Origin of the sequence: Novosphingobium sp., assembly GCF_036733805.1 — a bacterium.
GTDB lineage: Bacteria > Pseudomonadota > Alphaproteobacteria > Sphingomonadales > Sphingomonadaceae > Novosphingobium.
This window is the reverse complement of record NZ_DAIMZT010000051.1, coordinates 1-23,097: the sequence shown is the minus strand read 5'-3', so window position 1 is coordinate 23,097 and position 23,097 is coordinate 1. Positions and strand designations below refer to the sequence as shown.

The following is a 23,097-nucleotide window of genomic DNA, read 5'->3' as shown; positions in this document are numbered from 1 at the left end:
ACGAACGGATGTTGGCGCAGATAAAACGGATGTTGCTCCAGGCACAGAGCTTGCGCTCCCACCGTAGCGCCCTGCGCGCGCGCCGCGGCCCCGTTTCGGGACGGATCGCAGGGAAACCGTCAGGTTGCGTTTGCTGCGCTCAATACGGCGCGGACGCTGGCTGTGGCGACGTCTTCGTCGATGCCCACGCCCCAGATCGTGCGGCCGTCGGGAGTGACGCATTCAACGTAGGCAGCGGCCCGCGCGTCAGAGCTGTGGCCCATGGAATGCTCGGCATAATCGCGCACTTCCAGGTTCACGCCGAAGGTCTGTGCCAGTGTCGCCGTTACTGAGGAAATCAGGCCGTTTCCGCGCCCGGAGACGGACTGTACCTTGCCGTCCACACCGATCTTGCCCGCAAAAACGCGAGCCCCGTCAGGTCCTTTGCCCTCATCCCAGTCGACGAGTTGGAAGTGCTGCGGTGCTTCAAGGCGATAGACTTTGCGGAACACCTCCCAGATGTCGCTTGCTTGCAGTTCCCGGCCCAATTCGTCTGCCAGATCCTGAACGTGCCGGGAGAAGTGCGGCTGCATCCGCTTAGGCAGCTTCAGGCCCTGGTCCTGCTCAATCACCCAGGCAAAACCGCCCTTGCCGGATTGCGAGTTGACGCGGATTACCGCTTCGTAATTGCGGCCCAGGTCAGCCGGATCGATCGGCAGGTAAGGGACGGCCCAGAGTTCATCGTTGCGCTTTTCCTGCGCCGCGAATCCCTTCTTGATCGCGTCCTGGTGGCTGCCGGAAAAGGCGGTGAAGACGAGTTCGCCGCCATAGGGATGGCGTTCCGCCACTTTCAACTGGTTGCAGTATTCGACGGTCTGGATCACCTCATCGATGTCTGAAAAATTCAGATGAGGATCAATGCCTTGGGTGTACATGTTAAGGGCGACTGTCACCAGGCAGCAATTGCCCGTGCGTTCGCCATTGCCGAACAGGCAGCCCTCGACGCGATCCGCGCCGGCCATCAGGCCCAGTTCCGCCGCCGCAACACCGGTGCCCCGGTCATTATGCGTGTGCAGTGAGATGACGGCTGCTTCCCGGTTGGGCAGATTACGGCAGAAATACTCGATCTGGTCGGCATAGATATTCGGCGTTGCCGCCTCTACCGTGGCTGGCAGGTTAAGAATGATCGGCTGTTCCGGCGTGGGGCGCAGGATGTCCATTACCGCCTCGCAACACTCGATGGAGAAATCGAGTTCCGCGGTGGAGAAGGTCTCCGGGCTGTATTCGAAGTGCCACTTGGTTTGCGGATATTTTGCGGCCTGATCGCGCAGAACTTTCGCGCCGGTTTCGGCGATGCCGCGAATCTCATTCTTTTCCAGGCCGAACACGACCTGGCGCCAGAGCGGCGAAACCGCGTTGTAGAGATGGACGATTGCGGCATGCGCGCCGGCCAGGCTTTCGAAAGAGCGCTCGATCAGATCCAGGCGCGATTGCGTGAGGACCTGCACCAGTACGTCGTCGGGAACGCGGCCGGCATCGACCAGGCCGCGAATGAAATCGAACTCGGTCGCGCCCGCGGCGGGAAAGCCGACTTCGATTTCCTTGAGGCCGACCTTGACGAGCAGGTCGAAGAAGCGCGTCTTCTTCTCGGCACCCATCGGATCGATGAGGGCCTGGTTGCCATCGCGCAGGTCAGTGGAAAGCCAGCGTGGCGCTTTGGTGATGACTTGCGAGGGCCATCGGCGATTCGGCAGGTCGATCTGCGGGAAGGGGCGGTACTTGACCGAGGGGTCTTTCAGCATTGTCATGATATGTCTCGCTCGGAAAATTCGTCTGCGGGTCGGGCCGTCTTTAAGTTCCCTTGGGCGCCGAGCGCGCCGCAAGCGAGCGACGCGTCACTTCACGCCCAAGGGCGGGTAAGTCGCAGGGTAAGGCCGAGACGAGGAGTCATGGGCTTGCCTATGGGCATCGCTCGCGTGGATGTAAAGGGAAAACGGCGTTTGCATCATGACCGATCGCATCGATCACGTTAGGGCTCTTTGCAGAGGAACAGGCGGTCGAGCGGGCCCCAGGGCAGCATCCAGAACACCGCGACTAGAGCGGCGCAGGCCACCCCGAATAAAGGCGAGAGAAAAGTCAGCGGCATGCCCGCAGCATAGACCGCGGTGGCGGCCAGCCCCTTGCGCAATGTTGCCCGATGATAAATGCGCGCCGCCTTGTCCTGCGCGCCCGTCCGTACGATCTCGCGTTGCAGGGGAGCATAGAGCACGGAGGTGAGCATCATCGTTGCAAGATAGATCAGTGTCGCGTCGCGACCGAAATGATGTTCGCCAAGATAGGCGGTCGAGAACGGCACCAGCGAGAGTGAAAAAAGCAGCGCCATGTTGGACCACAGCAAGCCGGCGGTCACCACGCGGGCATGGCTGAACAGGCGGTGATGATTGACCCAGTAAATCGCCACATAGGCGTAGCTCAGCAGGTAGGCCAGGAACACCGGCCACAACCTCCATAGTGCTTGCACGCCTTCCGCCGCCGGGGCCTTGAGTTCCAGCACCATGATCGTGATGATGATCGCAAGCACTCCGTCGGAAAATGCCTCTATCCGTGCGACGCCTTGCTGCCTTTCGATGACCTGTTCTTCGTCCATGGCAACGTTGATGAGCGCCGGGTGCGCAGCGATCAAGCGTCAGTTGCACCCGAATTTTTCGATCCGGTCCTGATTGTCGAGGAACACATTAAGCCGGCCCGGACGGTAATCCATCGTCATGGCAGATCCGGGCCTGAGCATTCGCACCGGATTGTCGCCGCGCCATTGGCGGATAGCGGCCATCACCTCGTCAGTGGCTTTATGGCCGACATAAGCGCCGAGCATTCGCGCGCCGCAATCGGTATCCTCGGCGACCGGCGGCGGAGAAGATTCCGGGGGCAGTGACTCGGCTGCGCAGCCGGCAAGGGCAAGCAAGCCGGCAAGGGCAAACGTCAGTTGGGTGGCGAGTCGCTGAGGGAAGGGGGCTTGGCGTAGCATCGCGGCGATAATATCGCCTTTGCCGATTCTGGGAAATGTCCTCTATTTTCAAAGCAAGTCGCGCGGGCATTGCCGCACGCCGATCTGCGTTGTTTCCATGCAAGGCTCCCTCTAATCTGTTAGAATACGCCCTTAACATGGGGGAATGCAAAATGTCCGACGCAATGCCGGTCACGCAGGTAGAGCTGTTTCCGCAACCGCAGCGAAACAACACCATCAGTGACGAACTGGGCAATTTGCTTGATCTACTCAGGTCGGAGTTTTCCAACGCTCATGCAGTCCACTTCGAATTCGACGGCAAGCTCAAGCTGCATGTAGACGTTCGCAACAGCGAGGAAATCGCCGCAACCGAAGCGAAACTGGCGATGCTTTGCGCGGGAATATTCATCAATATCCATCATGGCGCGACGCCGCATCATCCATTTTTTCACCGGGTGACGGCCGAAGTGATCCGGTGAATACCGCGTGAATTAGAAAGCAGGGGCCCGCCTTCCGCGGGCGCGGCGCGATTCTTGGTGAAAGGTCCGGGAGCCGGCCTTGAACGACAACTCCCGGCTCCGCTTGGGCGGAACCGGGAGCGCGTGTTTTCCGATGCTCTTGCGGATCAGTTCTTGGTCTTGTCGACCAGTGCGTTCTTCGCGATCCAGGGCATCATCGCACGCAGGCGAGCGCCGGTTTCCTCGATCGGGTGGCGCAGCGCCGCCTTGCGGGCAGCCTTGAGTTCGGGCTGGCCGGCGCGGTTGTCCATCACGAACGCCTTGACGAAGCGGCCCGACTGAATGTCGGCCAGGACGCGCTTCATTTCCTTCTTGGTCTCTTCGGTGATGATCCGCGGGCCGACCGTGATGTCGCCATACTCGGCGGTGTTGGAGATCGAGTAGCGCATGTTGGCGATGCCGCCCTCATACAGCAGGTCGACGATCAGCTTCAGCTCATGCAGGCACTCGAAGTACGCCATCTCGGGCGCGTAGCCGGCTTCCACCAGTGTTTCGAAGCCGGCCTGGATCAGGGCAGTGGTGCCGCCGCAGAGCACGGCCTGCTCGCCGAACAGGTCGGTCTCGCATTCCTCGCGGAAATTGGTTTCAATAATGCCGGAACGGCCGCCGCCCACGCCCGAGGCATAAGCCAGGGCGATGTCGTGCGCATTGCCGGTCACATCCTGATGAACCGCGACAAGGCAGGGCACGCCGCCGCCGCGCTGGTATTCGCTGCGCACGGTATGGCCCGGCCCCTTGGGCGCGACCATGATGACGTCGATATCGGCGCGGGGCTCGATCAGGCCAAAGTGGACATTGAGGCCATGGGCAAAAGCGATGGCCGCGCCTGGCTTGAGATTATCGTGAAGGTCGGCGGCGTAAATGGCGGCCTGGTGCTCGTCTGGCGCAAGGATCATGACGATGTCGGCCCACTTGGCCGCCTCGGCGTTCGAAAGCACCTTGAAGCCGGCGCCTTCGGCCTTCCGAGCGGTGGCCGAACCTTCGCGCAGGGCAATGGCGACGTCCTTGACGCCGCTGTCGCGCAAGTTCTGCGCATGAGCATGGCCCTGGCTGCCATAGCCTAGTACGGCGATCTTCTTGTTGGTGATGAGATTGATGTCGCAATCGGCGTCGTAGTAGACTTTCATCGGTCTTCCTTCCGTCACCCCGGCGAAGGCCGGGATCGCTGTCGTTCATGCGCCGCGCTGGAAGGCCAGCGTCCCCGGACCAGTCCGGGACGACGCAAATTGAAAATTCTTAGGCTCCTTCAGCCCCTCTCACCATCGCGACAATACCGGTGCGGCCAACTTCGACGAGGCCCAGGTCACGCATCAGCGTCACGAAGGTGTCGATTTTGTCCGGCGCGCCGGTCAGTTCGAAGATGAAGCTCTCGGTCGTCGTATCAACCGCCTTGGCGCGGAAGATGTCGGCAAGGCGCAGGGCTTCGACGCGCTTTTCCCCCGCCCCGGCCACTTTCACGAGCGCCAGTTCGCGCGCGACGTGAGGCCCCGCCTCCGTCAGATCCACCACCTTGTGAACCGGCACCAGCCGTTCAAGTTGGGCATGAATCTGATCGATCTGATTGGGCGGGCCGTGTGTGACGATGGTAATCCGGCTCACCGCATGGTTCTCAGTGATGTCGGCCACGGTCAGGCTGTCGATATTGTAGCCGCGCGCAGTGAACAGGCCGGCGATCTTGGCGAGGATGCCCGCCTCGTTGTCGACCGTCACGGTCAGGACGTGCCGCTCCTCGGCTTCGTGCTTGATGTGCATCGTCATGCGTTCCTTCGCGGCCGGGTCAGACAAGCGCTTTAGCGGCGTCATCCATGGTTCCTGCCACGGTATCGCCGTAGAGGATCATTTCGGTGTGCGCCGCGCCCGAAGGAATCATCGGGAAGCAGTTGGCCTCGTTGTGGACTCGGCAATCCACGATCACCGGGCCCGGATGATCGATCATCGCCCGGATACCGGCGTCCAGCTCGCCTTCGTTTTCAATGCGGATGCCCTTCCAGCCGTATGCCTCCGCCAGCTTCACGAAATCCGGCAGGCTGTCGGAATAGGAACTGGAATAGCGGCTCTCATAGGTCAGTTCCTGCCACTGCCGCACCATGCCCATCCACTCATTGTTGAGGATGAAGACCTTGACCGGCAGATGGTACTGTGTGGCGGTGCCCATCTCCTGGATGTTCATCTGGATCGAGGCGTCGCCGGCGATGTCGATGACAAGGCTGCCCGGATTGCCGACCTGCGCGCCGATCGCGGCAGGCAAGCCGTATCCCATCGTGCCCAGCCCGCCCGAGGTCAGCCACTTGTTCGGGCCTGAGAAGTGGAAATGCTGCGCCGCCCACATCTGGTGCTGGCCGACTTCGGTTGAAATGATTGGGTCCTTGTCCCTGGTCAGCGCGTAAAGCCGCTGAATAGCCAGCTGCGGCATGATCGCATCCGCATTGGCCGGGAAGAAGAGGCTCTTCTTCTCACGCCAGGTATCAATGCGGGCCTTCCACGCGGTCAGGTCCTGCGCCTTGCGATCGCCCCAGGTGTCGAGGATCTGTTCGAGCACCTTGGCGCAGTCCCCCACGATCGGCAGGTCCACGTGGACCGTCTTGTTGATCGAGGATCGGTCAATGTCGATGTGGATTTTTCGGGAATTGGGCGCGAAAGCGTCGAGGCGACCGGTAACGCGGTCGTCGAAGCGGGCGCCGACGCAGACGATCAGGTCCGCCTGATTCATCGCCATATTGGCTTCATACGTGCCATGCATGCCCAGCATGCCGAGCCAATCGGCGCTTTCGGCGGGAAAGGCGCCCAGGCCCATCAGTGTGGAGGTAACCGGCGCGCCGGTCTTCGCCTGCAGATCGCGCAGCAGCGCCGTTGCCCGCGGGCCCGAGTTGATGACGCCGCCGCCGGTGTAAAGCACGGGCGCCTTCGCAGCGGCGATCATTGCGACTGCCTGCTCGATTTCCTCGCCGGAGCCGAGCGTGCGCGGCGCGTAACGGTGCCGCCGCTGAGTTGCCCCCTCATGCCAGACCGCAGTGGCGACCTGGACGTCTTTGGGAATGTCGATCAACACGGGGCCGGGACGGCCGGTGGTGGCGATCTGAAACGCCTCGTCGATCACGTTCGCAAGATCGGCGGGATCCTTCACCAGGTAATTGTGCTTGGTGCAGTGGCGGGAGATGCCGACCGTGTCAGCTTCCTGGAACGCGTCCGAACCGATCAGTGCGGTTGCAACCTGGCCGCTGATGACCACTAGCGGTATGGAATCAAGGAACGCATCGGCGATGCCCGTCATGGCGTTGGTGGCGCCTGGCCCCGAAGTGACGAGCACGACGCCGGGCTTGCCGGTCGAACGGGCATAACCTTCCGCAGCGTGCGCCGCGCCAGCCTCATGGCGCACGAGAATATGGCGGAGTCGTTCATCGCCGAAGAGCGCATCGTAAATCGGAAGCACGGCGCCGCCCGGATAGCCGAATACAAATTCGACTCCCTGCTTGACCAGGCTTTCGACCAGGATGCTCGCGCCGCTGCGCTCTTCACTCACAACACATTCCTTCTCGATTCGATGCGCCGCCCGAAATCTCGGAAGGCATCCGAAACGCGCACCCATAGAAGGGTTGTCTCCGGAAACAAGCATTTCGGAGATATAAGCGCTTTGTAATGAAACCGACCCGACGCGACAATCGCCGCGCCCAGTCCGCCATCCTCGCGAAAATATTTCCGCTGAAGGATGAGGGATGCCCCTATTTGAACGTATCTGTCAGGTCAATCCGAAAATATGTAATAAAATATCTATATGAGAGTTATCTTGAAAATTTTCAAATTCTAACCGATGCCACTGAGGTGGCGGCTGGTGGCGGAGCCAGGTATATTGGCGCTTGGCGTAATTGCGCGTGGCTTGCGATGCGCGGGCCGCGGCTTCCTCGATGCTCCACGCGCCGGCCAAGACTCCGGACAGTTCCGGCACGCCGATCGCACGCATCACCGGCAAGTCGGGATCGAGTCCCCGTGCCAGCAAGGTTTCGACTTCGTTCAGCGCACCGCGTTGGATCATGTGGGCGAACCGCTGATCGCAGCGCGCATAGAGCGCATGCCGCTCAGGAAGCAGGATCGCCGGGAAAAGCGTCACCGCTCCATCGATGGCGCCCTCCTTGCGCGCCTGCCAGTGCGTGAGCGGCTTGCCGGTAGAGCGGACAACCTCAAGCGCGCGGGCAATGCGCGCGCCGTCGGCGGGGGCAAGCTGCTCGGCACGCGCGGCGTCTTCGCGGCGAAGCGCGGCATAAGCTTCTTCGATGGGCAGAGCGCGCACTTCCGCCCGAACATGCGGGTCGATGGCGGGCACCGGAGCGATTCCTTCTAATAGGGTTCGGATATAAAGGCCGGTTCCGCCCACCAGAATAGGCACAGCGCCTTCAACATGAACGCCGGCGATGGTCTCGCGCGCCGCAGCGGCCCAATCCGCCGCAGAGCAACTCGTCGCCCCATCCCAGGCGCCGAACAGCAGATGCTCGATGTCACCCATCTCTTCGGGCGTCGGGCGGGCGCTGAGCACAGTCAAGTCGGCATAGACCTGAGAGCTATCGGCATTGACGATCACCGCATGCCGGCCGCGCCGTTCCAGTTGCCGTGCAAGCATGACTGCACAATCGCTCTTGCCGCTGGCGGTTGGCCCTGCGATGAGCGCCAGCGGTGGCCGGTCGCCGGCCTCTATATCGTAAGGCGCATCAAGGAAATTCGCAGTGCTCATCGCCCGCCTGATAGCAGAACCGGACCATCTTTCGGCAAGACTCGAAGCCGCGCGGGCGGATCTGGAAAAATCCGGCGTACGGATCGCGTCAGCGGCAATGCTCGATTTTTGTGGGCAGACCATGCAGATCGCCTCGCCCGACGACGATGCAGCCGCTTTGCGGACCGCGCTCGACAACCATTTCGGGACGACTGACGGGCTTGTTACCGCTGATGAGCCGGTCGTGCCCCGGGTGTTCATCTCCGACATGGATTCCACCATGATCGGGCAGGAATGTATTGACGAGCTTGGCGATTTCGCGGGGTTGAAGGACCGCATAGCCGCCATTACCGAACGCGCGATGCAGGGCGAACTGGATTTCGAACAGGCCCTGCGCGAGCGGGTCGGACTGCTTGACGGGCTGGCGATCGACGCCATCGAACAATGCCTCACCTCCCGCATTCGGCCGATGGCCGGTGCGAAGGTCTTGGTGGAAACGCTCAAGAAGCTGGGCTGCCGAACCGTGCTGGTCACGGGCGGGTTTCACCACTTCGCCGATCCGGTCGCAGAAAAGCTGGGTTTCGAATATGTCGTGGGCAATCGTCTCGATGTGGCGGGCGGCAAGCTGACGGGAGGGCTGATCGGCGATATCGTCGATTCCTCCGTGAAGAAGGCTACCTTGCTGGCCGAGATGGAAACGGCGGGCGAGGATGCGGCCAGCCTCGCCACGGGGGACGGTGCCAACGATATCCCGATGCTGCAAGCGGCAACTTACGGCATCGCCTATCATGCCAAGCCCAAGGCCCGCGCCGCGGCGAACGGATGGATCGATCGTGGCGATCTGACGGACGTGCTCCGGCTCTTGGGCATTCCGGAAAGCGAATGGGTGAAATAGAAGTTCTGCCCAAACCTCAGGCGGGAGAAACGGATTGAAGGAGAGGCTGAAGCATCCGCGCTATGTGCTGTTTCTGGCGGTTCTCATGCTCTCAGTTCCGGGCTGCGCGCTGATTATGCGTCGAGGCGAAGCGCTGGTGGCCGGCTTTGATCTTGCGGTGTTCGCCTTTTTGCTGTCGTGCGTTCCGCTTTGGCGCACCGGCGACGCGGCTTCCATGCGCCGCCAGGCCGCGCGGGATGATATAGGCGAGGTTGCGCTGTTGCTGCTCACCGGGCTTATCAGCACGGTCGTGCTGGCCGCGCTCGCGCAATTGATCCTTGAGAAGAACCATTTGGAGGCGGGAGGGATCGCTCTGCTGATCGCAACCCTGCTGGCAAGCTGGACCTTCACCAATGTGATATTGGCATTCCATTATGCCCGTCTTTATTATTCCATCAGCGAAGGGGGTGATGAGAAAGGTCTTGATTTTCCGGGCGATTGCGTGCCGGATTTTTCGGACTTCATTAACTTCGCGTTCGTCATCGGGATGACCTGTCAGACGGCCGATATCAACATTACGAAAACCTCGATGCGCCGCGTCGCGACCTTTCACGGGCTTTTCGCGTTCGCGTTTAACCTTGGCATTCTGGCATTGACGGTGAACGTCCTCGCGGGCCTGGGCCCGGCATAGCTCACCCCTGCATCCAGTCGCGGAAGAACGCCTCATTCGCTTCGCGCAAGGCCGCGATTTCCACGCCGGCAACTTTGGTGCCGCTGACAGCGCCGATCCTGATCGCGCCAGGCAGTTGGGCACCAGCTGGCGCGGTCAGGAGATAGCGTGACTGGTCTTCGCCGAACGCCTGCGCCGTGGAGAGTTCGACGTCGAGAGTGCAGCCCAAACCGCTCGCCAGCGCCATTTCCGAGAGCGCGACGAGCAGGCCGCCGTCACTTACGTCATGCACGGCAGTTACCTTGCCTTCGCCGATCCATCCGCGCACGACGGCGCCGTTCCTGGCTTCGGCTTGGAGGTCGACCGGCGGCGCGTCACCGGCTTCGCGACCGGCGATTTCGCGCAGCCAGAGTGATTGGCCCAGGTGCGTGCCCAAGCTGCTGTCGGGGCCGCCGAGCAGGAATATCCCGTCACCCTCGGCCTTGAAGGCGATCGTAGCCATCTTGTCATGGTCCGCCAGCAATCCGACTCCGCCGATCGCGGGGGTGGGCAGGATTGCCGATCCGCCGCCGGTCGCCTTGCTCTCGTTGTAAAGCGAGACATTGCCGCTCACGATCGGATAATCGAGCGCACGGCAGGCATCGCCCATGCCGTTCAGACAGCCGACGATCTGCGCCATGATCTGGGGGCGTTGCGGGTTTGCGAAATTGAGGCAGTTGGTGATAGCCAACGGCAGGCCGCCCACCGCGCTAATGTTGCGATACGTCTCCGCAACTGCTTGCTTGCCGCCTTCGTAAGGATCGGCGTAGCAATAACGCGGGCTGCAATCGGTGCTGATCGCCAGTGCCTTGCGCGTACCGTGAACACGCACGACCGCGGCATCGCCGCCCGACTTTTGCATGGTGTCCGCGCCGACCTGGCTATCGTACTGTTCCCATATCCAGCGGCGCGAGGCCAAGTCCGGGCAGCTCATAAGCTTGAGCAGATCCGCGCCGATATCCGTGCTTTCAGGCGCTTCACCCAGGGCAGGAACGTTGGCCCAGGTCTTGTATTCCTGAGCCGAGACGTAAGGCCGCTCGTATTCCGGCGCCTCATCAGCAAGCGGTCCAAGCGGAATGTCGCAGACCACTTCGCCATTGAATTCCAGCACCATGTGGCCGGTATCGGTCACTTCGCCGATCACCGCAAAATCCAGCTCCCACTTGCGGAAAATCGCCTCAGCCATGGCTTCCTTTCCTGGCTTCAGGACCATGAGCATGCGCTCCTGGCTTTCCGAAAGCATCATCTCGTAAGGAGTCATGCCTTCTTCGCGGCAAGGCACCTTGTTCATGTTAAGCCGGATGCCTGCGCCGCCCTTGCTTGCCATTTCCACGGAGGAAGAGGTCAGGCCCGCCGCGCCCATATCCTGGATCGCGACGATTGCATCGGTCGCCATCAATTCGAGGCACGCTTCGATCAGCAACTTTTCCGTAAACGGGTCGCCCACTTGAACGGTAGGGCGCTTTTCCTCGCTGTTCTCATCAAAGTCCGCGCTGGCCATGGTGGCGCCATGAATACCGTCGCGGCCGGTCTTGGAACCGACATAGACGATTGGATTTCCCAGGCCCGTTGCCGCCGAATAGAATATCTTGTCCGTATCGGCCACGCCTACGGTCATGGCATTGACGAGGATGTTGCCGTCGTAAGCCTTGTGGAAATTGGTCTCTCCGCCCACGGTCGGCACACCCACGCAGTTGCCGTAGCCGCCGATGCCGGCCACCACGCCCTGTACCAGATGCTTCATCTTGGGGTGATCCGGCCGGCCAAAGCGCAGCGCATTCATGTTCGCCACCGGGCGTGCGCCCATCGTGAAGACATCGCGCAGGATGCCGCCGACTCCTGTTGCCGCGCCTTGGTAAGGCTCGATATAGCTGGGATGGTTGTGGCTCTCCATCTTGAAGATCGCCGCCTGCCCATCGCCGATGTCGATTACCCCGGCGTTTTCGCCCGGTCCCTGAATGACCCAGGGTGCCTTGGTCGGCAGCTTCTTCAGGTGGAAGCGGCTGGATTTGTACGAGCAATGCTCCGACCACATGACCGAGAAGATGCCGAGTTCGACCAGGTTCGGCTCGCGGCCTAACGCGTGCAACACGCGTTCGTATTCTTCGGGGCTGAGGCCATGCGCCTCTACGACGTCAGGGGTGATTCCGCTCATGCGACGCGCCTTAGCCTTGTCCTTTCGCGCGCGCTAGCCCGCCGCGCCCGCCAATGCCGAAGCGGTAGCGCAATCCCTCTGATTCTCCGGCTTTCGCCTTGACCGTGAGAAGCAGGGCGGCCATTGCTGCACCATGGTAGGAGAGATGGAAGAAATCGAGAAACTCAGCTTCGAGGACGCTCTGCGCGCTCTCGAAACTATAGTACGCCAGTTGGAAAGTGGTGACGTTCCGCTTGAGGATTCGATTTCGCTGTATGAAAAAGGGGAAAGGCTGCGCCAGCATTGCCAGAAACGGCTTGATGCGGCGCAGGCGAGGATAGAACGGATCGTAACCGGGCCTGACGGTGTGCCCGTCGGCGCCCAGCCGTTCGATACGCCGGAACGTTGAATTGTGACCGCCGCTGGCGTGACTGATTCGCTGCTGGCCGAAGGGCTCTCCCGCATTGCCGAGGAAATCGACAGCGCGTTCGATGCGTTGCTGCCAGTGCCGAACGATGCGCGGGCGCGGCTTGTCGAGGCGATGCGTTATGCCGCAATCGGCGGGGGCAAGCGGTTGCGGCCGCTGCTGTTGGTTTCCGTCGCCGAAATGTACGGCGTTCAACGCTCCGCCGCGATACGCGCGGGGATCGCGATAGAGGCGATCCACGTCTATTCACTGATTCACGACGATCTGCCTTGCATGGACAATGACGCCCTGCGTCACGGCAAGCCGACCGTGCACGTCGCGTTCGATGAGGCGACCGCGGTGTTGGCGGGCGATTCGCTTCATGCCTTCGCGTTCGAAGTCTTGGCTGACCCTGCCACCAGCGCTGATCCCTTTACGCGCGTCGAATTGCTGCAGACTCTCGGTCATGCCAGCGGGGCGCAGGGGATGGCCGGTGGCCAGATGATGGATATGGTGGCTGAAACCGCAGAGTTCGATCTGCAAACCGTCACTCGCCTGCAGCAGCTCAAGACTGGCGCGCTTTTGGGAGCGGCGGTGGAAATGGGTGCGATACTCGGGCGCATTCCACCCGAAGGGCGCACGCATCTGCGCGGATATGCGCGGGACATTGGCCTGGCCTTCCAGATTGCCGATGATCTTATCGATCACGAGGGCGACGCCATCCGCGCCGGAAAGGCCGTGGGCAAGGATGCCGAAGCGGGCAAGCAGACCTTCGTATCGCTGCTGGGGCCGGACCGTGCGCGCGATCAGGCGCGGATGCTGCTGGAGCAGGCCGTCGGGCATCTGGGGCAACATGGGCGGGAGGCCGACCTCCTGCGTGCTCTGGCACGTTACATCATCGAAAGGGATCATTGATGACGCAGGGAGAGCGCGTGGGAGTCTATCCCGGCACTTTCGATCCGATCACGCTTGGCCATGCCGACATCATCCGGCGCGGCGCGAAGCTGGTCGACCGGCTGATTATCGGCGTGACCACCAACCCGTCGAAGAACCCGCTGTTCTTGCCGGAAGAGCGCATCGAGATGGTGAAGCGCGAAGTGGCGGCGATGAATATCCACAATGTCTCAGTGGTGGGTTTCAACGCCCTGTTGATGAAATTCGCGCAGAAGCAGGGCGCCACGGTAATTATCCGTGGATTGCGCGCCGTCGCCGATTTCGAATACGAATATCAGATGGCGGGCATGAACCAGCAGCTCAATCCGAACATCGAGACGGTGTTCCTGATGGCCGATGTCAGCCTGCAACCGATCGCGTCCAAGCTGGTCAAGGAAATCGCCACCTTCGGTGGAGACGTGACGAAGTTCGTCAGCCCCGCGGTGCGTGCCGACGTGGCCGCGCGGATCGTGCAGACCGGACTTCAGGGCGATTACTGATCGCGCCAAGTCAATCGTTCATTGTGTCGACAGCGGCGGCGCTCTATCGCGCCTAGTCATGGATCGGCCCGAGCTTGTGAGTATTCGATGAAGTTTCGCCTGCCTCTTACCGCACTGATGATGGGCGCCGCCCTCATGGCCCTTCCAGCGACCGCCAAGAAGCCGGAGCCGGTGACCCCGGCTCCCACGGCATTGCCAACTTTCGTCGATCCCGACCCGACGCACGATCCGGACAATGTGCTGCTTCTGGACTTGTCCGATGGCGGGCGGGTGGCGATCCGGTTGATGCCAGCATGGGCGCCACATCACGTGGAACGGATCAAGACGCTGGTCCAGCAGGGCTTTTACGACGGGATCATCTTTCACCGAGTGATTGACGGTTTCATGGCGCAGACCGGGGATCCCACCGGTACGGGGCAGGGCGGGTCGAAGCTTCCCGACCTCAAGGCGGAATTTAACGCGATGCCGCATTTACGGGGCACGGTCTCGATGGCGCGTACTAACGAGCCCGATAGCGCGAACAGTCAATTCTTCATCGTTTTCTATCCGCGCTTCGCGCTTGACCGGAAATACACCGTGTTCGGCCGCGTGATTTCGGGAATGGAATGGGTCGACAAGATCCAGCGGGGTGAACCGCCGCAGAACCCCACGAAGATCGTGCAGGCATCCCTCGCGTCGCAGAACAAGGTTCCTCCCTTGGTTGCGCCCACCCCCGCCGCGGCTCCGATCGCGGCAAGCCAGCTGGGCACCGCGAAGTCAAACTGACGGATCATTTCCGGCTTGCGCTGGAACTTGCCCGGCGCCTTTCTCTCGTTTAGCGCGCCGCACCATGCGCGTGGACCTTTTTGATTTTGAGCTGCCGCCCGAACGGATAGCCTTGCGTCCTGCCAGGCCCCGCGATGCGGCGCGTATGCTGGTGGTCGAGGGGGATCGTCCTTTTGCCGACAGCCACGTGCGCGATCTGCCGAGATTGTTGCGGTCCGGAGATGTGCTGGTGTTCAATGACACTCGCGTCATTCCCGCTCAACTCGAAGGCTGGAGGGGAGAGGCGCGGATCGGTGCCACGCTGCACAAGCGGATCGATCTCAGGCGCTGGCAGGCTTTCGTGCGCAACGCCAAGCGGCTGCGTGCCGGAGACCGGATCGCGTTTCCTGCAGATGTCGCGGCACGGGCAGAGGAACGGCACGAGGACGGAAGTTGGACGCTCCTGTTCGAGGGAGACGAGCCGGTCGAGGTCCTGCTCGAACGGGCCGGGCGGATGCCGCTGCCGCCCTATATCGCGGGCAAGCGCGAAACGGATGAGGCGGATGCCAGCGATTACCAGACCATATTCGCGCGTGAGAAGGGGGCTGTTGCCGCGCCCACGGCGGCGTTGCATTTCACGCCTGAGCTGATGGATCGGCTCGATAAAGCGGGCGTCAAACGCGAAACCCTGACCCTGCATGTCGGCGCTGGCACGTTCCTGCCGGTTAAGGCACAGGATACTGCCGATCACCGCATGCATGCCGAATGGGGCCGCATAGAGAGCGATACGGCGGCCCGCCTCAATGCCGCGCGGGCGGAGGGTGGTCGGCTGATAGCCGTGGGCACGACTTCGCTGCGTTTGCTCGAAAGCGCGACCGGAGAAGACGGCATGATCCGCTCATTTGAAGGCGACACGTCGATCTTCATCACGCCCGGCTATCGCTTCCGGGCGGTCGACGGGCTGATGACCAATTTCCATTTGCCGAAATCGACGCTTTTCATGCTGGTTTCCGCTCTCATGGGGCTGGAGCGGATGCAGGCGGTTTATGCCCATGCCATCGCGCAAGAATATCGGTTTTACTCCTATGGCGATTCAAGCCTGCTGCTGCCGGATAACTGGGGGCCGGAACAAGACAGGTAGAGCGCCGTCTTTTCGACGAAAAGCATCGGGTATGGCTTGGAAGCCGCGCCTTGCTCCGCCATGCTGGACGGCATGTCTCACATTCTCGAAATAACCGGCTTGACGAAGACTTACGCCGGGGGTCTCACCGCGCTCAAGGACGTGGAACTGACCATTGAGAAAGGCGAGATATTCGCCCTCCTCGGGCCCAATGGGGCTGGCAAGACGACGTTGATCGGCGCTGTTTGCGGTCTCGTGCGCCCGACCTCTGGCACGATTCGCGCGTTTGGAGAGGACATGTCCGCGCATTGGCGCCGATTGCGGGCGCGCATCGGACTGGTTCCGCAGGAACTGGCGACGGACATGTTCGAGCCGGTTCAGCGCGCGGTCGGTTATTCGCGAGGGCTCTTTGGGCTTCCACCCGATCCGGCGCGAGTAGAGGAAATCCTGCGTGCGCTCAGCCTATGGGATAAGCGCCATGCGCAGGTCAGGACGCTGTCTGGCGGTATGAAGCGCCGGGTCCTGATCGCCAAGGCATTGGCCCACGAACCCGAACTGCTGTTCCTTGACGAGCCGACCGCCGGTGTGGACGTGGAACTGCGTCGCGATATGTGGCGGCAGATCGCCCAGCTGCGTGAGCGCGGGACGACCGTGATCCTCACCACCCATTACATTGAGGAGGCTGAGGAAATGGCCGACCGCGTCGGCGTCATCAACAAGGGCGAGATCCTGATGGTTGATGGCAAGCGGGCGATGATGGAGCGCCTGGGACGAACCGAGGCCCTGATCGCGCTGGCGAGGCCGCTGACCGATCTGCCGAGCGCTCTTGCGCACTTTCCGATATCGTTGAACGAGGGGGGCACCGTCCTGTGTTATCGTGGCGGCGGCGGGCGCGCCGGAACAGCCGAAGTCGCCGAACTAACAAAGGCACTAACGCGTGGCGGAATCGATTACACCACGATCGACATCCATGAATCGAGCCTTGAGGACATCTTCGTCAACCTGCTGGAGGGAGGGGAAGCATGAGCCTGTTCAACGCCCGCAGCGCCTGGACCATTTACAAGCAGGAGCTTCTGCGCGCTTTTCGTACGGCGTTGCAGTCCATCCTCGCGCCGGTCCTGACGACGACGCTCTATTTCGTGGTCTTCGGCGCCGCCATCGGCGGGCAGATGCAGGGCGGGATGGGCGGGGTCAATTACGGGGCCTTCATCGTGCCCGGCCTGCTATTGCTTACGTTGCTGAGCGAAAGCACCTCTAACGCCAGCTTCGGCATATACATGCCGCGCTTCACGGGCGCGATTTATGAACTGCTTTCCGCACCTGCGGGCGTGGGGGAGACGCTGGTCGGCTTCGTTGGCGCCGCGGCGACCAAATCGCTGCTTCTCGCTGCGATCATCCTGGTCACCGCCAGCTTCTTCGTCCATTACACGGTGGCCCACCCGTTTTACGCTTTGGGTTATATCCTGCTGGTGTCGGCAAGTTTCTCGCTTTTCGGTTTCATCCTGGGCATCTGGGCGGACAGCTTTGAAAAGCTGACGGTGGTGCCGATGCTTATCCTGATGCCGCTGACGTTCCTGGGCGGCACGTTCTATTCGGTCGAAGTGCTGCCGCAGCCCTGGCGCGCGGTCGCCATGGCCAATCCGGTCGTTTACCTGGTCAACGGCCTGCGCTGGACGTTCTACGGCAGCTCGGATGTGTCAATTGCGGTGTCGTTGGGACTGACGCTGTTTTTCCTCGCAATTTGCATCACGTTCATCGCCTGGATCTTTCGCACCGGGTGGCGCTTGCGCACGTGAAGGAGTATTTACGGCGCATGTCGACGCGCCCCCCCGTCTTCGCAGTCCTGCCGTTTCTATTGATCGCCGCCCCCGCTCATGCGCAGCCGCAAGTAGAGCAGGTAAGCGTTGCACCCGCAGGTCCTCTGCGGGTGGAAGCGCCGCCGTTCGTCGACCCGGTGCCCTTCATCGCAGCTGAGCCGCCGCGCTTGGCGCCCTCGGTCAAGGCCATGATTGAGGAAGCCATCCATAGCGGCGATTCGGCCACCGTGGCGGCAGTGGTGAAAGTTGCCCTTGCCACGCAACCTTACGACGCGGACGAAATCCGTGCCATGCAGCGCGCTTATCTCGACCGCACGGCACAAAGCCTGGCGGAAAAAACCAAGGCCGAGAGGGACCGCATTCGCAATTCCGGCGTCCTGCAGCTGTGGAAGGGTCAGATCGAACTGGGCGCGTTCCGGTCTACCGGCAACACCAGCAATTTCGGTGTCACCGGCGCGCTCAAGCTGGACCGCAAGGGCATCGACTGGGAACATATGATTCAGCTCACCGCCGATTACCAGAAGGATTCCGGGGTCATCAGCCGCGAGCAATACGGTGCAAGCTATCAGCCCCGCTATACGCTGAATGATAACCTCTTCACTTACGGCCGCCTGCAGTACGAGAGGGACAAGATCCAGGGGTTTCGTGACCGCTATTCATTCTCCGGCGGGTTGGGATACAGGCTGCTGAACGGCCCCGATCTGAATCTCGCGCTGGAAGCGGGGCCCGCACTGCGGCGAACGATCTTTGTCGACGAACCTTCCGAGACCACCTGGTCGATGCTGACCTCGATCGATTTCGGATGGAAGGTCAACGATACGATCAAGCTTACGCAGAATGCATCAAGCTACATCGGATCGGATGACAGCACTTTCACTTCGCTTACCGGGATTGAGGCGGGCATGGCCAAGGGCCTGAAGGCGAAGTTGTCCTATTCGATCAAGCATGAAAGCTCGCCGCCGGAAGGGGCGCTTAAGACGGACACGATCTCGCGCTTCTCGCTGGTCTACGGCTTCTGATTTCTCTAACGGGCGGGAGATGAATCCCCGTTTCGACTTCCATATCCACGCCACGGACGGCAGGGCGCGCACTGGGCTGATCCGTATGCGGCGCGGCGACATCCGCACCCCAGCTTTCATGCCGGTGGGCACCGCTGCCACCGTTAAAGCCATGAAGCCGCAAGACGTGCGGGCAGCCGGCGCGGATATCATCCTGGGCAATACCTACCACCTGATGCTTCGCCCCGGCGCCGAACGCGTGGCGCGGCTGGGTGGATTGCACAAGTTCATGAACTGGCAGCGGCCGATTCTGACCGACAGCGGCGGTTATCAGGTCATGAGCCTGGCGGATCTGCGCAAGATCACTGAGGAGGGGGTGACCTTCTCCAGTCACATCGATGGTTCGCGGCATCAGCTGACGCCTGAGCGTTCGATGGAGATACAGCGCCTGCTCGGTTCGGACATCATCATGTGCTTTGATGAGTGCTCTCGGATAGATCAGCCGCGCGATGTGATCGCGCGCAGTATGGAAATGTCGATGCGCTGGGCGAAGCGTAGCCGCGATGGATTCGACAACGGCGGCGCGCACGCCGAAAACGCGGCGCTGTTTGGCATTCAGCAGGGAGCGCTTGACGAAGAGTTGCGCAACGCTTCGGCGGACGCGCTTACCGATATCGGGTTTGATGGATATGCGATCGGCGGGCTCGCGGTGGGGGAGGGGCAGGAGGCGATGTTCGCCACTCTCGATTTCGCTCCGGGGCAGCTTCCCGCCGACCGCCCGCGTTACCTCATGGGCGTGGGCAAGCCCGACGATCTCGTGGGCGCGGTCGAGCGTGGGGTCGACATGTTCGATTGCGTGCTCCCCACCCGGTCCGGCCGCAACGGGCAGGCTTTCACTTGGAACGGTCCGCTCAACATGCGCAACGCGCGCCATGCGGAGGATCAGGGGCCGGTGGACGAACGATGCGCCTGTCCGTCTTGTGACACTTACAGCCGCGCCTATCTGCATCACTTGATAAAATCAGGTGAGATTCTCGGCGCCATGCTACTTACCGAGCATAATATCTGGTTCTACCAGCAACTTATGCAGGCGATGCGCGACGCCATTGTGGAACGGCGTTTTACCTCCTTCGCCGCCGACTTCCGGCGGAATTATATGGCGAAATAATCAGGCAGCGACCGTCATGTCGTCATCGATGGTGCTGGCCGACGCGATTTCCAGTCGAGTTCCGACATAAGCGAAAAAACGGCCGGTGCGGGAATCCATGAAACCAGCTCCGATCGCGCTTGCGAAGCGTTTGGCGGTTTCAAGATCGGGATACCATTTGCCGGTGCGATGAGGAGTGACGAAGCGATAGCGTGTCATGACTGGCCCAATGCCCGAAAACTGCGTCAGTTCCCTGACAAAGCGGCCAGAACACCGGCATTTTCGACAGGCTGCTGCACATGCGAAAAAGGGCGGCCCCTAGGGACCGCCCTTTTTTCCTGCAAGTCAAAAGACCGTCGGATCAGCGCGAGTAGAACTCGACGACCAAATTCGGTTCCATCTTAACGGGATAAGGCACTTCGTCGAGCGAGGGAACGCGCACGAAGGTCGCCTTGTCCGTCCCGTCAGGCGCGACGTAGTCGGGAACTTCGCGCTCCGGCAGGTTCTGCGCTTCGATGATGAGCGCCATTTCCTTGGCCTTGTTGCCCAGGCTGATGATGTCGCCCACTTTCACGCGGCGCGACGCGATGTTGCACTTCACGCCGTTCACGCGGATGTGGCCGTGCGAAACGATCTGACGCGCGGCGAAAATGGTCGGCGCGAACTTGGCGCGATAGACCACCATGTCCAGGCGCTGTTCAAGCAGGCCGATCAGGTTCTGCCCGGTGTCGCCCTTCATGCGGGCGGCTTCCTGGTAAGTGGCCTTGAACTGCTTCTCAGTTACGTCGCCGTAATAGCCCTTGAGCTTCTGCTTGGCGCGCAACTGCAGGCCATAGTCCGAAAGCTTGCCCTTGCGGCGCTGGCCGTGCTGGCCGGGGCCATAGCTGCGGCGGTTGACCGAGCTCTTCGGACGGCCCCAGATATTCTCGCCCATGCGGCGATCAAGTTTGTACTTGGCGCTCTTGCGCTTCGACATAAGTCGTCTTCCATTCTGCTGTCGCACGCCGCCTTGGCATGCGATCCATAAGTTCCCGGAGTGCACCATCACCGCCGATTGCGCGGGATGCGGCCACCGCTTCACCGGAGTGCGGAGCCGAAAGGACAAGCCCGCCCGAGACAGGCAGTAGCCGTGTGAAGGGGTTGCCCTTACGGGCTTGCGCCGGCTTGTCAAGGCGCAAAGGCTTATTCGCTTGGCCGGCGATCCTTTTCGAGCGTGGAAAGAACACCGCGCAGGGTGCGCACTTCCAGGGTGTTCCAAGCCGGCTTGGTAAGAAGATTGCGCAAGGTGCGGCGATTCACGTCGGCGCGGTGTTCAGGAAAGAAGTAATTCTTCGGTTCAAGCATGGCCTCAAGATGGGCGATCAGACCTTCCAGTTCCGCCTGCGGGGCAGGAGGGAGCAGATCTTCGGCTGGCGGCTGTGCGAGGCTCATGCCCTTGGACCATTCATAAGCGCACAGGATTACCGCTTGCGCCAGGTTAAGCGAGCCGAACTCGGGATTGATCGGCACCGTCACGATCGCGCGGGCTAAGGCGACATCGTCAGTTTCCAGGCCCGAGCGTTCCGGTCCGAAGACATAAGCTGAGCGGCCCAGCGCCGCGCGAATCTCTCTCGCCGCTTCTTCAGGCGTGACTACGGGCTTGGTCACACCCCGCTTGCGCACCGTGGTTGCGTAGATATTGGCGCAATCGGCGGCCGCGTCGGCCAAGGTATCAAAGACTTGCGCTTGTTCCAGCACCACGTCCGCGCCTGCCGCCGCTGGACCCGCCGAGGGATTGGGCCAACCATCGCGCGGCGCTACGAGCCGCATCTCGGTAAGCCCGAAGTTGAGCATGGCCCGTGCCGCCTTGCCGATATTCTCACCAAGCTGGGGCCGCACAAGGATTATTATCGGCGTGCGGTTACTCAACCTCCGCGTCCTTCCCGGCGACGTCGCGCACTGTTCCCGCGAACTCCTCGAAATCCTTGGCCTCGTTGAAGGCGCGATAAACGCTGGCGAAGCGGATATAAGCTACGGAATCCAGCAAGCGCAGCCCTTCCATGACCATCTCGCCGATCGCCATGGAGGAGGTTTCGGCTTCGCCGCTGGTTTCAACCTGACGCTGCACGCCTGACACGAGCTGATCGATCTTTTCGCGATCGATGCCCCTCTTGCGGCAAGCGAGCGCGACGGATTGCTCGATCTTGGAACGGTCGAACGGCTCACGCGCGTCATTGCTTTTCACCACCGTGATCTCGCGCAATTGCACGCGCTCGAACGTCGTGAAGCGGGCGCCGCAGCTTGAACACTGGCGGCGGCGCCGGATCGCTGTGTTATCCTCGGTCGGGCGGCTGTCCTTGACCTGGGAATCGTCGTGAGCGCAGAACGGACAGCGCAACCCGCGGCCTCCCTTACAAGGTCGGGTAGATCGGGAAAGCCTCGCAAAGCGTGGCGACACGGTCGCGCACGCGCTGCTCGATCTGCCCGTCGCCCTCATCCCCGTTGCGGGCCATGCCATCCACGACTTCGGCGATCAGCTGGCCGATCTGGCGGAACTCTTCTTCGCCGAAGCCGCGAGTAGTGCCGGCAGGAGCGCCGAGACGGATGCCGGAGGTCACGAAGGGCGAACGCTTGTCGAACGGAATCCCGTTCTTGTTGCAGGTCAGCCATGCGCGATCGAGGCCCTTTTCGGCTGCCTTGCCGGTCACATCCTTGGCTGTCAGATCGACCAGCATCAGGTGATTGTCCGTGCCGCCGGAAATGATCGAGAGACCGGAATCGGCGATGCTTGCCGCCAGGGCGCGAGCGTTGGCGACGACTTGCGCGGCATAGGCCCTGAACTCCGGCAGCAGCGCTTCGCCGAACGCCACGGCTTTGGCGGCGATCACGTGGACTAGCGGGCCGCCCTGCATTCCGGGGAACACCGCGCTGTTGATCTTCTTGGCGATGTCCTCCTCATTCGTCAGCACCACGCCGGAACGCGGGCCGCGCAGGCTTTTGTGCGTGGTGGTGGTGACGGCATGAGCATGCGGGAAGGGCGAGGGATGGGCGCCGCCGGCGACGAGGCCGGAAAAGTGCGACATATCGACCAGCAGGTAAGCGCCGACTTCGTCCGCGATCTCGCGGAAGCGGGGGAAGTCCCAGATGCGCGAATAAGCGGTGCCGCCCGCAATAATCAGCCGGGGCTTATGCTCACGCGCGAGGCGGGCGACTTCATCCATGTCGATCAAGTGATCGTCGGGCCGCACACCGTAGGGGATCGGCTTGAACCACTTGCCGCTCATATTCACCGGCGAACCGTGCGTAAGATGGCCGCCCGAATTGAGATCGAGGCCCATGAACGTGTCGCCCGGCTGAAGCAGGGCAAGGAACACCGCCTGATTCATCTGGCTGCCCGAATTGGGTTGCACATTGGCGAACTGACAGCCGAAAAGCTGCTTGGCGCGCTCGATCGCCAGGTTCTCCACCACGTCGGCATATTCGCAGCCGCCGTAATAGCGCTTGCCGGGATAGCCCTCGGCATATTTGTTGGT

The 23,097-nt window shown here is 61.6% G+C and carries 25 protein-coding genes; 12 read left to right on the top strand and 13 right to left on the bottom strand.

Features of this window, described 5'->3' with window-relative positions:
* Positions 1 to 119 precede the first annotated feature (119 nt).
* The 3 genes from leuA to V7D69_RS11995 form a co-directional block, all read right to left on the bottom strand.
* Positions 120 to 1,787: a 2-isopropylmalate synthase gene (gene leuA / locus V7D69_RS12005; protein WP_324061618.1), complete on the bottom strand. Its 1,668-nt coding sequence runs from the start codon at positions 1,785 to 1,787 to the stop codon at positions 120 to 122.
* A 221-nt stretch (positions 1,788 to 2,008) separates the two neighbouring features.
* Positions 2,009 to 2,662 carry a TMEM175 family protein gene (locus V7D69_RS12000; protein ID WP_324061620.1) on the bottom strand — a complete coding sequence of 218 codons (654 nt, stop codon included), beginning with the start codon at positions 2,660 to 2,662 and terminating at the stop codon, positions 2,009 to 2,011.
* 3 nt (positions 2,663 to 2,665) lie between these two features.
* Positions 2,666 to 3,004: an I78 family peptidase inhibitor gene (locus V7D69_RS11995; RefSeq protein ID WP_333605903.1), complete on the bottom strand. Its 339-nt coding sequence runs from the start codon at positions 3,002 to 3,004 to the stop codon at positions 2,666 to 2,668.
* 35 nt (positions 3,005 to 3,039) lie between these two features.
* Here V7D69_RS11995 and V7D69_RS11990 point away from each other — a divergent pair, with 35 nt between their 5' ends.
* Entirely contained in the window at positions 3,040 to 3,462 is a 423-nt protein-coding gene (locus V7D69_RS11990; protein WP_324061624.1) for a hypothetical protein, read from the top strand.
* A gap of 146 nt (positions 3,463 to 3,608) precedes the next feature.
* Here V7D69_RS11990 and ilvC read toward each other — a convergent pair whose 3' ends face one another.
* From ilvC to miaA, 4 genes are all read right to left on the bottom strand, one after another.
* Entirely contained in the window at positions 3,609 to 4,628 is a 1,020-nt protein-coding gene (gene ilvC, locus V7D69_RS11985) for a ketol-acid reductoisomerase (RefSeq protein ID WP_333605902.1), read from the bottom strand.
* Between the two features lie 109 nt (positions 4,629 to 4,737).
* Positions 4,738 to 5,253: an acetolactate synthase small subunit gene (ilvN, locus tag V7D69_RS11980; RefSeq protein WP_324063147.1), complete on the bottom strand. Its 516-nt coding sequence runs from the start codon at positions 5,251 to 5,253 to the stop codon at positions 4,738 to 4,740.
* Positions 5,254 to 5,278: 25 nt separating this feature from the next.
* Positions 5,279 to 7,021, bottom strand: coding sequence for a biosynthetic-type acetolactate synthase large subunit (ilvB, locus tag V7D69_RS11975; RefSeq protein ID WP_333605901.1), 1,743 nt, complete (start codon positions 7,019 to 7,021; stop codon positions 5,279 to 5,281).
* Positions 7,022 to 7,237: 216 nt separating this feature from the next.
* On the bottom strand, positions 7,238 to 8,224 hold the full coding sequence (gene miaA / locus V7D69_RS11970) for a tRNA (adenosine(37)-N6)-dimethylallyltransferase MiaA (RefSeq protein WP_333605900.1): 987 nt from the start codon (positions 8,222 to 8,224) through the stop codon (positions 7,238 to 7,240).
* On the opposite strand from miaA, the gene serB reads away from it, so the two are divergent.
* Both serB and V7D69_RS11960 read left to right on the top strand, forming a co-directional pair.
* The gene (serB, locus tag V7D69_RS11965) at positions 8,217 to 9,098 is read left to right on the top strand and encodes a phosphoserine phosphatase SerB (RefSeq protein WP_324063142.1); all 882 of its coding nucleotides are present in this window, start codon (positions 8,217 to 8,219) and stop codon (positions 9,096 to 9,098) included. The two genes, miaA and serB, sit on opposite strands and share 8 nt — an antisense overlap.
* A gap of 34 nt (positions 9,099 to 9,132) precedes the next feature.
* Positions 9,133 to 9,768 carry a DUF1345 domain-containing protein gene (locus V7D69_RS11960; protein WP_333605899.1) on the top strand — a complete coding sequence of 212 codons (636 nt, stop codon included), beginning with the start codon at positions 9,133 to 9,135 and terminating at the stop codon, positions 9,766 to 9,768.
* Between the two features lies 1 nt (position 9,769).
* Here the strand turns inward: V7D69_RS11960 and purL are convergent, their stop codons facing one another.
* The gene (gene purL / locus V7D69_RS11955; protein WP_333605898.1) at positions 9,770 to 11,941 is read right to left on the bottom strand and encodes a phosphoribosylformylglycinamidine synthase subunit PurL; all 2,172 of its coding nucleotides are present in this window, start codon (positions 11,939 to 11,941) and stop codon (positions 9,770 to 9,772) included.
* Between the two features lie 145 nt (positions 11,942 to 12,086).
* On the opposite strand from purL, the gene V7D69_RS11950 reads away from it, so the two are divergent.
* The 9 genes from V7D69_RS11950 to tgt all read left to right on the top strand — a co-directional run bounded on the left by V7D69_RS11950 (position 12,087) and on the right by tgt (position 19,606).
* Positions 12,087 to 12,329 carry an exodeoxyribonuclease VII small subunit gene (locus tag V7D69_RS11950; protein ID WP_333605897.1) on the top strand — a complete coding sequence of 81 codons (243 nt, stop codon included), beginning with the start codon at positions 12,087 to 12,089 and terminating at the stop codon, positions 12,327 to 12,329.
* Positions 12,330 to 12,332: 3 nt separating this feature from the next.
* Positions 12,333 to 13,241: a polyprenyl synthetase family protein gene (locus V7D69_RS11945; RefSeq protein ID WP_324063470.1), complete on the top strand. Its 909-nt coding sequence runs from the start codon at positions 12,333 to 12,335 to the stop codon at positions 13,239 to 13,241.
* Positions 13,241 to 13,759, top strand: coding sequence for a pantetheine-phosphate adenylyltransferase (gene coaD, locus V7D69_RS11940; RefSeq protein WP_324063468.1), 519 nt, complete (start codon positions 13,241 to 13,243; stop codon positions 13,757 to 13,759). The genes V7D69_RS11945 and coaD overlap by 1 nt, the downstream gene beginning before the upstream one ends.
* An 87-nt stretch (positions 13,760 to 13,846) precedes the next feature.
* Positions 13,847 to 14,524, top strand: coding sequence for a peptidylprolyl isomerase (locus V7D69_RS11935; protein ID WP_324063466.1), 678 nt, complete (start codon positions 13,847 to 13,849; stop codon positions 14,522 to 14,524).
* A gap of 64 nt (positions 14,525 to 14,588) precedes the next feature.
* On the top strand, positions 14,589 to 15,644 hold the full coding sequence (gene queA, locus V7D69_RS11930; RefSeq protein ID WP_324063464.1) for a tRNA preQ1(34) S-adenosylmethionine ribosyltransferase-isomerase QueA: 1,056 nt from the start codon (positions 14,589 to 14,591) through the stop codon (positions 15,642 to 15,644).
* A 72-nt stretch (positions 15,645 to 15,716) separates the two neighbouring features.
* Positions 15,717 to 16,649, top strand: a complete 933-nt coding sequence (locus V7D69_RS11925; protein WP_333605904.1) for an ABC transporter ATP-binding protein — start codon at positions 15,717 to 15,719, stop codon at positions 16,647 to 16,649.
* Entirely contained in the window at positions 16,646 to 17,419 is a 774-nt protein-coding gene (locus tag V7D69_RS11920; protein ID WP_324063461.1) for an ABC transporter permease, read from the top strand. The genes V7D69_RS11925 and V7D69_RS11920 overlap by 4 nt, the downstream gene beginning before the upstream one ends.
* 17 nt (positions 17,420 to 17,436) lie before the next feature.
* Complete coding sequence (locus V7D69_RS11915; protein ID WP_324063459.1) at positions 17,437 to 18,459, top strand: DUF481 domain-containing protein; 1,023 nt, start codon at positions 17,437 to 17,439, stop codon at positions 18,457 to 18,459.
* 19 nt (positions 18,460 to 18,478) lie between these two features.
* Positions 18,479 to 19,606: a tRNA guanosine(34) transglycosylase Tgt gene (gene tgt / locus V7D69_RS11910; protein WP_333605896.1), complete on the top strand. Its 1,128-nt coding sequence runs from the start codon at positions 18,479 to 18,481 to the stop codon at positions 19,604 to 19,606.
* On the opposite strand, the gene V7D69_RS11905 is transcribed toward tgt, so the two are convergent.
* The 5 genes from V7D69_RS11905 to glyA form a co-directional block, all read right to left on the bottom strand.
* On the bottom strand, positions 19,607 to 19,804 hold the full coding sequence (locus tag V7D69_RS11905) for a hypothetical protein (RefSeq protein ID WP_333605895.1): 198 nt from the start codon (positions 19,802 to 19,804) through the stop codon (positions 19,607 to 19,609).
* Between the two features lie 142 nt (positions 19,805 to 19,946).
* On the bottom strand, positions 19,947 to 20,561 hold the full coding sequence (gene rpsD / locus V7D69_RS11900; RefSeq protein ID WP_324061673.1) for a 30S ribosomal protein S4: 615 nt from the start codon (positions 20,559 to 20,561) through the stop codon (positions 19,947 to 19,949).
* A gap of 206 nt (positions 20,562 to 20,767) precedes the next feature.
* Positions 20,768 to 21,493 (bottom strand): RNA methyltransferase, encoded by a 726-nt coding sequence (locus tag V7D69_RS11895; protein ID WP_324061675.1) that lies wholly within the window; start codon positions 21,491 to 21,493, stop codon positions 20,768 to 20,770.
* Positions 21,486 to 21,962, bottom strand: a complete 477-nt coding sequence (gene nrdR, locus V7D69_RS11890) for a transcriptional regulator NrdR (RefSeq protein ID WP_324061677.1) — start codon at positions 21,960 to 21,962, stop codon at positions 21,486 to 21,488. Before nrdR ends, V7D69_RS11895 begins: the two co-directional genes overlap by 8 nt.
* A gap of 13 nt (positions 21,963 to 21,975) precedes the next feature.
* Positions 21,976 to 23,097, bottom strand: a 1,122-nt coding sequence (gene glyA / locus V7D69_RS11885) for a serine hydroxymethyltransferase (protein WP_333605894.1), incomplete at its 5' end; no start/stop codon positions are given.